This is a genomic window from Psychromonas antarctica (assembly GCF_022267535.1).
Taxonomy (GTDB): Bacteria; Pseudomonadota; Gammaproteobacteria; order Enterobacterales; family Psychromonadaceae; genus Psychromonas; species Psychromonas antarctica.
In genome coordinates, this window is record NZ_JAHNZV010000017.1 from 15,730 (window position 1) to 30,281 (window position 14,552).

General features: G+C 38.9%; 10 protein-coding genes, 1 pseudogene and 1 riboswitch. Of the genes and pseudogenes, 9 read left to right on the forward strand and 2 right to left on the reverse strand.

What is annotated here, in order from left to right:
- The first annotated feature begins 218 nt into the window (after positions 1 to 218).
- From KSO91_RS06550 to KSO91_RS17855, 5 genes and pseudogenes are all read left to right on the forward strand, one after another.
- Entirely contained in the window at positions 219 to 1,574 is a 1,356-nt protein-coding gene (locus tag KSO91_RS06550; RefSeq protein WP_238742160.1) for an NfeD family protein, read from the forward strand.
- A 35-nt stretch (positions 1,575 to 1,609) separates the two neighbouring features.
- Positions 1,610 to 2,377 carry a slipin family protein gene (locus KSO91_RS06555; RefSeq protein ID WP_238742161.1) on the forward strand — a complete coding sequence of 256 codons (768 nt, stop codon included), beginning with the start codon at positions 1,610 to 1,612 and terminating at the stop codon, positions 2,375 to 2,377.
- Positions 2,378 to 2,452: 75 nt separating this feature from the next.
- Complete coding sequence (locus KSO91_RS06560; RefSeq protein WP_238742162.1) at positions 2,453 to 3,490, forward strand: CNNM domain-containing protein; 1,038 nt, start codon at positions 2,453 to 2,455, stop codon at positions 3,488 to 3,490.
- A gap of 399 nt (positions 3,491 to 3,889) precedes the next feature.
- Positions 3,890 to 4,258 carry a hypothetical protein gene (locus KSO91_RS06565; RefSeq protein WP_238742163.1) on the forward strand — a complete coding sequence of 123 codons (369 nt, stop codon included), beginning with the start codon at positions 3,890 to 3,892 and terminating at the stop codon, positions 4,256 to 4,258.
- Between the two features lie 270 nt (positions 4,259 to 4,528).
- A pseudogene (locus KSO91_RS17855) lies at positions 4,529 to 4,860 on the forward strand (oleate hydratase).
- Here KSO91_RS17855 and KSO91_RS06570 read toward each other — a convergent pair.
- Positions 4,852 to 6,180, reverse strand: coding sequence for an HD-GYP domain-containing protein (locus tag KSO91_RS06570; RefSeq protein ID WP_238742164.1), 1,329 nt, complete (start codon positions 6,178 to 6,180; stop codon positions 4,852 to 4,854). The pseudogene KSO91_RS17855 and the gene KSO91_RS06570 sit on opposite strands and share 9 nt — an antisense overlap.
- A 292-nt stretch (positions 6,181 to 6,472) precedes the next feature.
- On the opposite strand from KSO91_RS06570, the gene ydiJ reads away from it, so the two are divergent.
- From ydiJ to KSO91_RS06590, 4 genes are all read left to right on the forward strand, one after another.
- Positions 6,473 to 9,517 carry a D-2-hydroxyglutarate dehydrogenase YdiJ gene (gene ydiJ, locus KSO91_RS06575; RefSeq protein ID WP_238742165.1) on the forward strand — a complete coding sequence of 1,015 codons (3,045 nt, stop codon included), beginning with the start codon at positions 6,473 to 6,475 and terminating at the stop codon, positions 9,515 to 9,517.
- On the forward strand, positions 9,518 to 9,946 hold the full coding sequence (locus KSO91_RS06580; protein WP_238742166.1) for a hotdog fold thioesterase: 429 nt from the start codon (positions 9,518 to 9,520) through the stop codon (positions 9,944 to 9,946). It begins immediately after the preceding gene.
- A 60-nt stretch (positions 9,947 to 10,006) separates the two neighbouring features.
- Positions 10,007 to 10,840 (forward strand): CvfB family protein, encoded by an 834-nt coding sequence (locus KSO91_RS06585; RefSeq protein WP_238742167.1) that lies wholly within the window; start codon positions 10,007 to 10,009, stop codon positions 10,838 to 10,840.
- 302 nt (positions 10,841 to 11,142) lie between these two features.
- Positions 11,143 to 12,285 (forward strand): glycosyltransferase family 9 protein, encoded by a 1,143-nt coding sequence (locus tag KSO91_RS06590; protein WP_238742168.1) that lies wholly within the window; start codon positions 11,143 to 11,145, stop codon positions 12,283 to 12,285.
- 136 nt (positions 12,286 to 12,421) lie between these two features.
- Here KSO91_RS06590 and KSO91_RS06595 read toward each other — a convergent pair whose 3' ends face one another.
- Positions 12,422 to 13,798, reverse strand: a complete 1,377-nt coding sequence (locus KSO91_RS06595; RefSeq protein ID WP_238742169.1) for an alanine/glycine:cation symporter family protein — start codon at positions 13,796 to 13,798, stop codon at positions 12,422 to 12,424.
- 113 nt (positions 13,799 to 13,911) lie between these two features.
- Positions 13,912 to 14,009, reverse strand: a riboswitch (glycine riboswitch).
- Between the last annotated feature and the right edge of the window lie 543 nt (positions 14,010 to 14,552).

The following is a 14,552-nucleotide window of genomic DNA, read 5'->3' on the forward strand; positions in this document are numbered from 1 at the left end:
ATCATTATAGTTTACAAGGTGTCAGTCTATGTGGTCTGGTGGCCATTAGCTTAAATCTACTGTTAGCAAAAATGAAAAGATAGTTTTTTGGAGGCATTTTATTCAATTAAAATATAGCACGCACTGTTTTGTTTATTCGGACAGTGCGTTTTTGTTTTTGGGGAGAGGTAAAACTGTACTATGCTTAAATAATAGACAGGATTTGTGGAGGGCTGTTAATGAAAAATTTAGCTGTCTGTTTACTGTTCATTTCCGTTTTTTTTTCTTCTACAAGTATCGCCAAAGAGGTATGGGTTATCCCTGTACAGGGGGCGATTGGCCCTGCATCTTCTGATTATATAAGCCGTGAACTGATACTAGCCAAGCAACAAAATGTTGGTTTAGTGATCCTTAAAATGGATACCCCGGGCGGATTAGATTCGTCGATGCGAAAAATAATTCAGGCTATTACAACCTCTTCTGTACCTGTTGCGACTTGGGTGGGACCTTCTGGCGCTCGTGCTGCCAGTGCAGGCACCTATATTTTACTGGCGAGCCATCTTGCAGTAATGGCCAATGCAACAAATTTAGGGGCGGCAACGCCGGTTGCAATCGGAATGCAAGAAAGTGAACCTGAGCCTGAAAAAGAAGCGGGCGCAAAACAAGAACAATCAAGCCACGATTCAGCCGTCAATAGTAAAAACGTCACAGCTAATACAACCCATGAGAAAAAAGCGATCAATGATGCGACAGCTTATATTAAAGGGCTGGCAAAGTTGCATGGTCGTAATGAAAAGTGGGCAGAAACTGCAGTGACAGAAGCCGCTAGTCTGGACGCACAAGAGGCATTAGCAAAAAATGTCATTGATTTTATTGCTGACGATCTAGATCAACTGATCAGATTTTCTGATCAGCGACAAATAAAACTCAACGGGGAACTCACTGTACTGGCATTGACGGATGTTGAAATTGTAACACGTGTACCCGATTGGCGTTTTTCCTTTTTGGCTACCATTACCAACCCTAATATTGCTTATATTCTAATGTTAATTGGCATCTATGGACTATTACTTGAATTTTATAATCCGGGTATTGGTTTACCGGGGGTGCTAGGGGGGATTTGTCTCTTGCTCGGCATGTATGCACTGCAGATGTTACCGTTAAATTATGCTGGATTAGCGCTTATCCTACTGGGCATCGCATTATTTATAGCGGAAGTATTTAGTCCCAGTTTTGGTATTTTAGGCTTTGGTGGGATTGTCTCATTTATTTTTGGATCAATTTTTCTAATGGACAGTGATCTCCCCGCTTTTCAAATAGCAAGACCACTTATTGCAAGCTTTGCCGTTGTTTCTATCTTCTTTACTTTTGTTATTCTCACTTTGCTATTGAAGATTCAGGGCAAAAAGGCCAGTACGGGCGTTGATTGCATGGTTGGGAAATATGCTATCGCGATTGATGATTTTGATTCGGGGCGGGGATGGGTGCGTGTTAGTGGCGAAATCTGGCAGGCAAGTAGTAGCGAAAAGATTGAGGCTGGGCACCAAGTTACGATTCAAAAGGTATCTGGTTTATGCCTGCAGGTGCACTCTTAAGCTGATCAGAATATAAACTTATAAGGAGTAAAAAAATGATGATTTATAGCGTGATAAGTGTGCTTATTCTTATTGTTGCACTGTTGATGAGTATGCTTAGAGTATTGCGTGAATATGAACGTGGTGTGGTGTTTTTTCTGGGCCGCTTTGAGCGCGTGAAAGGTCCTGGTTTAGTTATTCTAATCCCAGTTATTCAGCAGATGGTTAGAGTTGATTTGCGTACCATCGTCTTAGATGTACCGACTCAGGACTTGATCACGCGTGATAATGTCTCAGTGAAAGTTAATGCTGTTGTCTATTTTAGAGTGGTGGATCCGCAAATGGCCATCATCAATGTGGAAAGCTATTTTGAAGCAACTAGTCAGTTATCGCAAACCACACTACGGTCTGTATTAGGGCAGCATGAGCTTGATGAATTGTTGTCCGAACGGGATCGATTAAATAAAGATATTCAAGTTATTTTAGATAAGCAGACCGATAACTGGGGGATAAAAATAGCCACGGTTGAAGTCAAACATGTTGATCTGGATGAAAGCATGGTCCGTGCATTGGCAAAACAAGCTGAAGCGGAGAGGGTTAGACGAGCGAAAGTTATCCATGCAACAGGAGAATTGGAAGCCTCTGAAAAATTAAAACAGGCGGCGTTGGTATTAAATCAGGCTCCTAATGCACTACAACTAAGATATATGCAAACACTAACAGAAATAACTAATGACAAAACATCAACTATCATATTCCCGATGCCGATCGATCTGTTAGATAATATGAAAGGGTTAGTGCAAGAGAAAATTACCCCCAAATAGTGATACTGCGTGGAGAATAAAAAGTTTAGCTACAGATGCCTGTAAATCACTTTATAAAAGAGTAGGCAAAGTATAATGACATTACTCGTTATCTATATCATGATTGCTATTGGTGTGTCGTTTGTATGTTCGGTATTAGAGGCGGTTTTATTGTCTGTCACGGCAACCTTTATTGTGCAAACTCGACAAAAAAATCCCCGAGCAGGTGAGTTGTTAGCTAAGACCAAGCTGAATCTTGATCAATCCATCTCCAGCATTCTTATTTTAAATACGATTGCACATACCATGGGGGCCGCTGGGGTAGGGGCTCAAGCTGTTCGTGTTTATGGTGAGCAATGGGAAACTTTAATTGCTTTTTCGCTGACTCTGGCTATTTTGTATTTTTCTGAAATTATCCCAAAAACACTCGGTGTAACATTTTGGCGGCAACTTGCGCTACCCTCTGCCTACTGTATCTCTTTCTTAGTTAAAATAACCTTTCCGTTGGTTTGGTTAGCTACGCGTGTCACATCGCTATTTCGCCGCAATAAAAATGAAACCATTAGTCGAGAAGAAATCTTGGCATTTACCGCCCTGAGTTATAAAGAGGGGGGGATAGTGACTCAAGAGAACCTATTAATAGAAAATATTTTTAAATTACGAGATACCAAAGTAGAAGATATTTTAACCCCGCGCACGGTAATGCATGCCTTGCCTGAAACAATGACGGTGGAGGAAGCATTAAGCGCCGCGCAAACCGCAATTTTCACCCGCATACCTGTCTATAGTGAGAGTATTGATAGAATTACTGGCATGATAATTAAAGGGCAATTATATGAATGTGAACGACATGGGCAAGGTGATAAACAACTGCAAGATATCAAGCAGCCTTTTTATCGTATCTCAAAAGAATTCCCTGTATTAAATGCGTTAGATCTATTTATTAAACGCCATGAGCAGCTTTTCTTGGTGGACGATCGTTTTGGTCAAACAGTAGGGGTTGTTACTTTAGAAGATGTCATGGAAACCCTGCTCGGGCGTGAAATTATTGATGAAAGTGATCAAGTTGCCGATATGCAAAAACTTGCAAAAGAGCATTACCGAGAGCGTTTGCGCAAGCAGACTAAATTATAGATTTTAACTAGCGAACATTATTAGCCGTGTATTTTCTATTAAAAATAGCGCTATATAAATTGCTCTATGATGACAAAATAAATTTCTAAGCTTAGCTATATTGGCCATTTCCAAGGATATAAAGGTTAGCTTGTATAGGTTCGTCGCTTTTTGTCTCTTGCTTAGTTCATTCTGAGACTAAGTCCGCACCTTCTGCTTCCTTTATTTAAAATAATCTGGATCTGTCACAAAGACTATAATTTGACTATTTTGGTATGGCTATTGTTGATGTAAATATATAATCTATATGTATTGCTTTAGTCAACAAAAAAAACAACAGCAGCAGCATCTGAAGAACGGAGCGACGACATGGATGTAAACGTTTCGCTTTTGTCATTGAAATTAGAGGAGACATTGATAATGTCTAACATTCATACTACTAATATTTTACCAAACCAGAAAACGATCAACTCGTTAGCCGCACTGAGCGCTACATTTAAAGCTAAACAATCAGATACAACTGCGCTACTGACGCATTTAAAAGAGACTATTTTAGAAACCAAATTTATGGATACACATGATGATCCCATATGGATGGCGACGTGCGGATGTGATTTTATCGCCAATCCCAAGCTATTTGCAGTGGCACCACTGACCTATATCTGCGTATTTTTAGGTGAGTTATTTAATAACTTAGAAATCGACGAGATCCAAGAAAGGGTTTCATTTCAAGTGATTGAACAAGCTTTATTACGGTTAACCGCTTTCAAAATGAATGAAATAAATTAAGCGATTGTAGATCTCCATATCCGCATATGGAGATAATATTTTTTCGCTTATTTACGGCCTAATCTATTCCTCTTTTCATTCCCTTAGTATTAATCTTATTTAATCATTCTCACATAGCGATTATTTACAGGTGATGGCCATTTTTGATTTGCCAAAAATAGCGATAAATAGAAAAGCAAACGCATTTTTTAGAGCAAGAATAAGAGGATAATAAGTGTGCTGGGGATATAGATTGTGTCCAGGTAGAAAGGGGAATTATGGCAATAAAAAATGTCCGCGTGTAGTGGTACAGAGATACTCGAAAAATTATGGTTTCACCTTAATATTCAAGACGTAATGAAACCTCTAGTCGAATCAGGCAAAGTTATTTGTATTGCGATTTTAATGCCATTTATCGATAGTCTATTTATGCCATATGCAAGCGCTGACTCGCTGCATATATTACCAATAGAGATGCTTTTATTGGTTGTTTTGTATACGTTCCTGAAGATTGTGCATTTACCGTTGAATACTCTGTGGACACTGCGAAAAACGCAGTTTATGGACTATTTGCAAGTGAGATCGGAGATGAAGACTTTTTCAATAAGTTTGAGTTACCTTAAACTGTTTTGCAGTAGATCAATCTTAGTCCGTAGAGTAATTAATTCCTCACTGGATGCTTTCACCTCAATTGCAATGGCTTTAAATATTTTAAGAAGTTGCTCAAATTGCCATGAAATTTCATTTAGCATCAACTCCGACTTTTGTATTTCTAATGCATCCTGTATGTTGAGATGGCTTAAATCTAAAGATCTCAACCAGTCGAGGAATAGAGCATCACATATTCCTGAGCGTGATAACATTTCTTGTTGCCGTTCAAAAAATTTTGTGGTGCTTTGTAAATTACAATTGGGATGCTTAGTTGCTAGTAGTTTATGAAACTGTAATGCATTCTCAAACCACCTGCTGATTTTAGGTTGTCGTTGCAATAGACTTTTTCCTAATTGAATTGTTTTAGCATCAATTTTCATTGTATTTGTTGGCGTTGAATAGGCGCTAATTAAACGCAATGCGGCCTGCGTGTTTTGATGCAAATTTACGCCGGAATTTATCTGTAAAATAGGTATCAAATCACTGATAGAACGACCATATTGAAATATATGCTTTTGAAAAAGAGCGACAAAAGTATCTGCAAAAGCAACGATTTGCCCTTCCAATGATAGTTTGTTTTCAATTTTAGAAAGAGGATAACCAAAACCATCAGTGGTCTCATGGTGTTCTAGCACTGCCCTAGCGACTTCTTTAGCAAGTCCTGGAATTAATTTTGCGACATTGTAACCAATAGGAACATGCCCTTGTAGTAACTTCCATGACTGTGCACTTAATTTCCCTTTTTCATCGACCACCATGGCATCAATATGCAATAACCCTAAGTCTCTAAATAATGCAGCAAGAAAAGTATTATTGCTGATGTCATAGGATAATTTTTGTTCGTAACAAAGGCACAGTGAAAATAAAGCGCCATAGATGGTTTTGCGGTAGTGAGTAGGAAAACGAGCTTGCAGTACAGTTAACTTTTGTAAAAGCAATGGGTATTCTTGTAGTTGCTGGCAGTGAACCATAAATTTATCAATATTCATTTTGTTACAAAGAATACTTTTTAGTTCGGAAGATAACGTTAAGGTTGTAAACTGCAAATAAATTTTGTCTGGAGTGAGCGTGTTATCAAGCTGTATGCTGTTTTCAATTGGCTTTTGTAATTTATGCTTAATTATTATTTGATATGCATGAGCCGAAATTTCAGTGCCTTTGGCTACTATTAAGACGCCTAAATTATTGTAAATATTTTCAGTCGTTGTCACTGTATTTACTTTGTTGATGACGGCTAAGTTGGTCGCATAGTGATCCGGTTCGTTTGCTGTTTGATTGGTTGCCCTATTCATCTATATTACTATTCCTTTATTTGAAATATCCTTTGGGATGCATCATCACTTATAGCTTATTAATTTGATAATGAGCGGTTAGAATCAGTTGCCTAAGGCATTATGTTCTAACCCTAAATCATTTCAATTACTTTTATTGATATTCATGATCTTTATCGACTGTTTTTATAGCGAATATCAAGCTGTAACCGTAAAAATTTTTCTCGCAAACCTTTATTTAAATTGTGCTATTATTCACCGCTATTTTTAGTGGCAAATTTCACCTTCAACAATGGACCAGGATGCTTTAGAGATGATTCCAAAATTAACTCACCAAGAAAATATTAAGCAAGATTACTTTGAATTTTTAAACGCCTTAAGCGAAAGTGATTATTGCGGTGAAATCGAAAAAAGTTATGCCGGCCGTTTAGCGGTAGCTACAGATAACAGTGTTTATCAATGCTTACCACAAGCGGTTATTTTTCCTAAATCGACTCAAGATATTGTTGCAATTTGCAAGTTGGCACAATTAGAAAAATTTTCTGAAATTCGTTTCTCTCCGCGCGGTGGCGGTACGGGCACTAATGGGCAGTCTTTAAGCAATGATCTTGTTTTAGATCTTTCTCGCCATATGAATAACATTCTCGAACTAAATGAAAAAGAGGGATGGGTACGAGTACAGACGGGGGTGATTAAAGATCAGCTAAATGATTATTTACGTCCTTATAATCTATTCTTTTCGCCAGAGTTATCGACCAGTAACCGGGCAACAATTGGCGGTATGATTAGTTGTGATGCATCTGGTCAGGGGTCTCTTGTTTATGGTAAAACCAGCGATCATGTTTTAGCTTTGAAATCGGTATTAGTTGATGGGGTGGTTTTAGACAGTACGCCGATTAGAGGTGCTGAATTAGTTGAACAACGAGGACGTCAAGATAGTATTGGTAAAATATATCGGCAAATCCTAGAAACTTGCTCACTTAAACAACAACAGATTGAAGATGGTTTTCCAAAATTAAACCGTTTTTTGACCGGTTACGATTTAAAACATGTTTATGATGCAGAAACAGGTACCGTTGATTTAACGCGTATTTTATGTGGCGCAGAAGGCTCATTAGCCATTATTACCGAAGCTAAATTACATATCCAAAAAATTCCGACTTATCGTACGTTATTTAATATTAAATACGATAGTTTCCAATCAGCCCTGCAAAATGCGCCATTTTTAGTGAAAGCAAATGCTTTATCTGTGGAAACGGTTGATTCGACTGTCTTGAACTTGGCCAAAGAAGATATTATCTGGCATAGCATTAAATCATTGATTAGTGATGTACCAGGGCAAGTTGTTGATGGTTTGAATATTGTTGAATTTTCTGATGATGACGTGGATATTCAAGCTAAAAAAATAGCGGCATTAGCTAAAAATTTAGATGCCTTAATTGCCAATAAAGAAGCCGGTGTCATTGGCTACCAGATTTGTGATCAACTTGCGGACATTAATAAAGTTTATGCTATGCGTAAAAAAGCGGTTGGTTTATTAGGCAAAACATCAAGTAAAGCTAAACCCATACCGTTTACTGAAGATACTTGTGTGCCACCAGAAAACTTAGCGGCTTACATTATTGAATTTCGTCAGTTATTAGATGATAAAGGCTTGTATTACGGCATGTTTGGTCATGTTGATACCGGCGTATTACATGTGCGTCCTGCATTAGATCTGTGTGATCCAAGTCAGGAGAAACTGATGCGGGAGATCTCAGACAAGGTGGTGGCGCTAACCTCTAAATATAAAGGCTTAATGTGGGGAGAGCATGGTAAAGGCTTCCGCAGTGAATATAGCCCGGAATTTTTTGGTGAGGAACTATTTGCCGAATTACGCAAAATTAAAGCCGCATTTGATCCCTTTAACCGAGTTAACCCAGGCAAAATTTGCACGCCAATGGGATCGAATGAATCATTAGTTAGTGTCGATGCAGTTAAGCGTGGAACATTTGACCGACAAATCCCCATCCAAGTGCGAGAAAGTTACAGCGAAGCATTGGACTGTAATGGCAATGGTTTGTGCTTTAACTATGATACAACATCGCCTATGTGTCCTTCGGTTAAGTTAACGAGCAATCGTATTCATTCGCCAAAAGGGCGTGCTGGATTAATGCGTGAATGGCTGCGTCAATTAGCCAATAATGAGATTGATGTGTTGCAGTTGGAAAATGATCTGTATGCCGGGAAAAATGCCGGTGTATTTAAAAAATTCTTTAATACGCAGAGCAAGCGTAAAGGAGAATATGATTTTTCAGATGAGGTGATGGAGGCAATGCAAGGCTGCTTGGCATGTAAAGCGTGTGCGAGCCAATGTCCAATTCAAGTTGATGTATCAAGCTTCCGTTCGCGCTTTATGCATATTTATTACAGTAGCTATCTACGTCCTATTAAAGATTATTTCGTGGCTTATGTTGAGCAATATGCACCGTTAATGGGTAAGTCACCACGTTTCTTTAACTTTTTTTTGAAGATGAAACTAACCGCTACGCTGACTGAAAAGTTTGTTGGTATGGTCGATATTCCTCTTCTATCTTTCCCAACTTTAAAATCGGCAATGCACAGAGAAGATATCAGCGAGTTTGATCTTGGCAAGCTGCAATCTTTAACGGATAAAGAACGAGAATCTTATGTGCTGATTGTACAAGATCCTTTTACTACTTTTTATGACGCGGATGTGGTGCGTGATTTAATGCTATGTGTTAGAAAGCTGGGTTATAAACCCGTATTATTACCCTTTAAACCCAATGGGAAACCACAGCATATTAAGGGGTTCTTAACCGAATTTGCAAAAACGGCCTCTAGCAGTGCTGAGTTTTTAAATCAGATGAACGAGCTTAATATTGCGATGATCGGGAGTGATCCTGCGATGGTGCTTTGTTATCGAGATGAATATAAACGTGCTTTAGATGATAAACGTGGTGATTTCAAGGTATTACAAGTTCAAGAATGGTTAGCTCCACGTTTACAAGGTGAAGCTAAAACGGTTGCCGGAAAAGAGTACTTTTTGTTTGGCCACTGTACAGAAAAAACAGCTGAGCCACGATCGGCTGGTGACTGGGCGAGTATCTTTAAACATTATGGTGCTACGTTGACTGATGTTGCTGTTGGTTGTTGTGGTATGGCGGGGACTTATGGCCATGACGCAGGACATCTTGCCGATTCAAAAGCGATTTACAGTCTTAGCTGGGAAGAAGAAATCGCTAAGCGTGACCGCGCGGACTGTTTAGCCACAGGTTATTCATGCCGTAGCCAAGTTAAACGCATGGAAGGACAGACATTAAAACATCCAATACAAGCTTTATTAGAGATTTTATAGATGTCGATTTGGAAAAAAGATACCAACTTAGCGCGTTTAAATACCTTTAGTGAGAATACTCTTATCTCTCATTTGGGGATTGAATATACTGAAATTGGTGATAATTATCTACAAGGAACAATGCCTGTAGATCAATATACAAAACAGCCCTATGGCATATTACATGGCGGCGCATCGCTTGTTTTAGCCGAAACGCTGGGTAGTGTTGCAGCTAATTTAGTTGTGGCACAGGATAAAATTTGCGTCGGGTTAGAAATAAATGCTAGCCATTTACGCAGTGTAAAAAAAGGCGTGGTGACCGGTAAAGCGACAGCAGTGCGCATAGGGTTAAGCGCACAGGTTTGGCAAATAGATATTAGCGATGAACGGCAACAGCTCATTTGTACATCGCGTTTGACCGTCGCCGTGATTGATAGACCCAAAGATTAAAAAACAGATCGTTTTAAGATTAAAAAACATAAATAAGAATTTAAAATAAAGAGAAATCATATGATTAAAATTGGTGCTTATAATGAGCTGACTATCGTGAAAGAAGTAGACTTTGGTCTCTATCTTGACGGTATCGAAGAAGGCGAAATATTGCTACCACGTCGTTATGTAACAGACGATATGTTGATTGGCGATAAAGTAACTGTTTTTCTTTATTTTGACTCGGAAGACCGATTAATTGCAACAACACAAAGAGCTAAAGCCGAAGCGGGTGAATTTACATCGCTTAAAGTGATTGATACTAATCAGGCCGGTGCATTTTTAGATTGGGGCTTGCCAAAAGATTTACTGGTTCCCTTTAACCAGCAAAAAATTCCTATGAAGTTGGGTTATGGGTATGTCGTTTATGTTTATCAGGACGATATCAGTGACCGCTTAGTCGCATCTTCTAAGCTGGATCGATTTTTAGATAGAGAGCCCGTTAACTATCGAGCAGGTGAAAAAGTAGATCTATTGATTGCAGATAAAACAGATCTTGGCTTTAAAGCAATTATTAATAACAAGCACTGGGGTGTTTTATTTGAAAGTGAAGTGTTTGGTGAAATGGGCATTGGTAAAAAATGTAAAGGTTACATTCGTCGAGTGCGTGATGATGGCAAAATCGATTTAAGTATGACCGAAGTTGGTTACAGTAAAATTGATGGCATGGCAGATCGTATTTTGCAGGCGCTTAATCAGCATCAAGGATATCTGCAACTTTCAGATAAAAGTGCGCCAGATAAAATTGCCAAGATTTTAAAAATGAGTAAAGGGAATTTTAAAAAAGCAATTGGTCAGTTATACCGTAAAAGCCTGATTGATATTGAAGACAACGGTATCCGCCTAAAAGAGTAGTCTCTTTGTGGTGAGTAAATAAATATATAAAAGATGGCTTTCTAATAAATTAGATAGCCATTTTTTTTGGCTTGCTGATAGCAATTTCATTGATTATTTAACCTGCGGTAGAAAAGTCACATATTCACCCCTTTAAGTTTCAATTCAGTAACTCTTAAGTGTTTCTTAAGTTTAAGTTGCTGTAATAGGTAAACGTTATTTTAGACTGAATCTTGTGATTCCCAGTGATAAAAAAATGTAACCTGAATGAGTTAGACTCCGAAATGCTTATTCCATAACATGATACTTGAGGACATTTGAATATGATTTTTTTTGTTAAAAATAAACTAAGAAATTTTGACAAAATGCGTCGCCAAAAATTGCATTTACTCGAAAACTTGATGTATAGATTAATTAAAAACGATTCTGCATTAGAAACAGCACTGGTACCTAATGATCAAGTTAAGCGAATTTTACTGATGCGCAATAATAAACGCATCGGCAATATTTTATTTTTTATTCCTCTTGTCCGGCAAGTAAGGCATGCCTACCCAAACGCCACAATTGATTTGCTATTATCCCAGCCTTGGCAGGGGCAATTTTTTGATGGTCTAGGAATGGATCGTATTTACTATTCTCATTTTTCATTTATGGGCATTTTAAAATGGCTAAAGGCCATTGAACACCTTAATCAAGTCAAATATGATTTGATCTTGGCTCCCAATTGCTGTGCAAGCGATGCAACGACAGCGGCTATGATTGCTGCTAAAAACAAAGTTTCTTCTTACAAAGAAAGGCGTATTTTAGCTTTTCCTCATTCACTCAAGATCTCTTTATGCAGGCCACATGCAGCTTATGGTTGTTTATCGTTATTAGAAGCGCTAGGGCATCCGCTAGATAAGCCATTGAATCATAATCTCGCTTTTAGTAATGATGAGCTTAGTCAAGGAATAATAGCGAGTCGTAAATATACCACCCAGGATGACTCAATAGATTTGGTTTTTTTCAGAGGAGCACGGGGCGCTAAACATTTACCGCCGGCAATATGGGAAGCAATTCTTAAAAAATTTGAGGTTGGAATTGATAAAAAAATAAATTGGATAGAAGTGTTAAGCCCGGATGTAAACGAAACACTAAGAAAAAATACAGCAATATTCGAGACTAAAAACCTGCGCTTATTAGGGGCCTTTTTAAGGAACTTTGATGGTTTTATATGTTGTGACACTGGCCCTTTGCACTTGGCGGATGCATCTGGAGTGCCTTGTGTTGGATTATATACACATACCACCCCAGGTAGTTTCGGGCTTTTAGGAGAAAAAAGTGTTCATGTTACAGACATCAATAATTTTAACGCCAGTGAAGTCGTTCGTAAATTAGGATTAGTTATTAAGCAACGATTAACATTGAAGAAAGATTATAAGCGCTCTCCTGCTTTACTTCATGATGTATACCCTGCTGCAGTGTGAAAATTTAGCTTCGTTATCAAGTTTCATATCCGTAACTGAGTGTGCTTTAGGTGGTTTTATTGACGTTGATTGATACGGGGGAAGGGATAAAAAAGCCTTTGCGGGTAAATAATACTCGTAAAGGCTTTTTTGACGTTTAGTTTTGTGGCTGTGCTTCCCGCTCATCCCCAATGCTCTGTTCACCATTAAAGTATTGCTTGGTTTCGGCAATAACAATATGGCGTAAAGCGATTAAGCCGATCAGGTTTGGTACTGCCATTAGGCCATTAACAATATCGGCGATAACCCAGATCATATCCAGCTTTAAAAATGCGCCAGATGCCACCAATGCGACGAAAATGAATTTGTAGGGCAAGATTCCTTTTGTGCCAAAGAGGTATACCACACAACGCTCACCATAATAGTTCCAGCCTAAAATGGTTGTAAATGCAAAGAAAATCAAACCAATAGATACCATCAATGGACCTAGGGTGGCAGAGTCAAGACCAATAGCAAAAGCATGTGTGGTCATTTCCGCGCCCGCTAAATCGGTTTGCCAAGCGCCCGTCAAAATAAGCGTCAATCCTGTCATTGTACAAATAATAATGGTGTCGAAGAAAGTCCCTGTCATAGAGATAAGGCCTTGTCTTACACAGGAATGGGTCTTCGCTGCGGCCGCCGCCATTGGTGCACTGCCTAGACCTGACTCATTAGAAAATACGCCGCGTGCGACACCCGATTGAATTGCGAGCATGATCCCCGCCCCTAAGAATCCACCAGTTGCAGCAGTGGGGGTGAAAGCTGAAGTGATCACCAGCTCAAGTGCACTACCGAGGTGCTGCGCATTGGCAATAAGCACACTTAGACAGGCTAATATATAAAATAACGCCATAGTTGGCACTACTTTCCCCGCAACATTAGCAATAGATTTAATGCCGCCAAGGGTAATAATAGCAACCAGTAGCGTGAGTAGAGTCGCCGAAATTTCGCGTGGTATACCAAAGGAAATTTGTGAGGCATCTAAAATGGCATTAACTTGCGGGAACGTACCTATACCAAAGCAGGCGACTCCAAGTGCTGAAACGGCAAACATTATCGCTAACCATTTAGAGCCGACGCCGTCTTGCAGATAATACATTGGGCCGCCGACCATCTCGCCTTTCTCATCGGTTTTACGATATTTAACGGCCAATAAGCATTCTGCATATTTGGTTGCCATACCAAAGACCGCGGCTAACCACATCCAAAATAGTGCGCCAGGACCGCCAACTTTAATCGCCGTAGCAACACCTACAATATTACCTGTGCCAATGGTTGCCGAGAGGGCGGTACACAATGCAGCAAAACTAGAAATATCACCACTACCTGTGCTGCCTTTGCTAAATACCATTTTAAGTGCCGTTGGCAGGTAACGAAATTGCGGTAAACCTAAGCGAAGAGTGTAATAAGCACCTGTGCCGACTAATAAGATAAGAAGTGGTGGGCCCCAGACAAAATTGTCTATAGCTTGTAATAAAGATTGAATGTCGTTCATGGTTTCCCCTTTAATAATAAAATTTAAGGAGAAGAGCGAAAGGGCAATAGATCCATAGAAAAATTCTATAAATGATAGCTAAGCTTATAAAAAGAGCATTAGTTTTTGTAGCTTTCCACTCCTCTGTCCTTTTACCTGAGAGTTTCACCCTAATTATCTAGGGTTTGCTCCTTCGGCGGCCGATTTAACGGCTCTCTCCAGAGGTTCCTCCAACTACAGTCCTCGCTTTATTCATTACGTTTTAACGTTATTTGATATGAATAAAAGCACCTGAAAGTTTTACTTCTTCGGCGGGCTTTGTTTATTAAGGTATAAACCTAATATAAACACCACTCTCCTGCAGTCTTCATCGGAACAAACATTTAGCACGGCTAAACATTCTGTCGCGTGCATCTTAATGGAAAAAAATAGTGCTGTCAGTAATGAAAATTCTATTTAAGTATGTTTCAGGCTCATTAGTACAGTATTGAATTTTATAATTAATATTTTAATTACAAATATCTGCTGGTAGTGCGTTTTTAAAATAAAGACAAATTATTGATTTTTTTCTGTGTTTTCTGTTTTGTTTATAGAGCCCGTTACACGGGAGAGATAGAGCACAAATACTTTATTTATGCGGATGGTAAATTAATTTACCTAAATACTCAGACCCGCAATCTTAATGGAAAAATAGTGCTGTTAGTAATGGAACCTATTTTATAAATGCGTGCAGCCATCAAGCTTAACTGTTTAAATGCCAATTACATAGACAGTC

Coding starts and splice junctions, on each gene's coding strand:
- KSO91_RS06550 (WP_238742160.1), top strand. CDS start 219: ATGAAAAATTTAGCTGTCTGTTTACTGTTCATTTCCGTTTTTTTTTCT.
- KSO91_RS06555 (WP_238742161.1), top strand. CDS start 1,610: ATGATGATTTATAGCGTGATAAGTGTGCTTATTCTTATTGTTGCACTG.
- KSO91_RS06560 (WP_238742162.1), top strand. CDS start 2,453: ATGACATTACTCGTTATCTATATCATGATTGCTATTGGTGTGTCGTTT.
- KSO91_RS06565 (WP_238742163.1), top strand. CDS start 3,890: ATGTCTAACATTCATACTACTAATATTTTACCAAACCAGAAAACGATC.
- KSO91_RS06570 (WP_238742164.1), bottom strand. CDS start 6,180: ATGAATAGGGCAACCAATCAAACAGCAAACGAACCGGATCACTATGCG.
- ydiJ (WP_238742165.1), top strand. CDS start 6,473: ATGATTCCAAAATTAACTCACCAAGAAAATATTAAGCAAGATTACTTT.
- KSO91_RS06580 (WP_238742166.1), top strand. CDS start 9,518: ATGTCGATTTGGAAAAAAGATACCAACTTAGCGCGTTTAAATACCTTT.
- KSO91_RS06585 (WP_238742167.1), top strand. CDS start 10,007: ATGATTAAAATTGGTGCTTATAATGAGCTGACTATCGTGAAAGAAGTA.
- KSO91_RS06590 (WP_238742168.1), top strand. CDS start 11,143: ATGATTTTTTTTGTTAAAAATAAACTAAGAAATTTTGACAAAATGCGT.
- KSO91_RS06595 (WP_238742169.1), bottom strand. CDS start 13,798: ATGAACGACATTCAATCTTTATTACAAGCTATAGACAATTTTGTCTGG.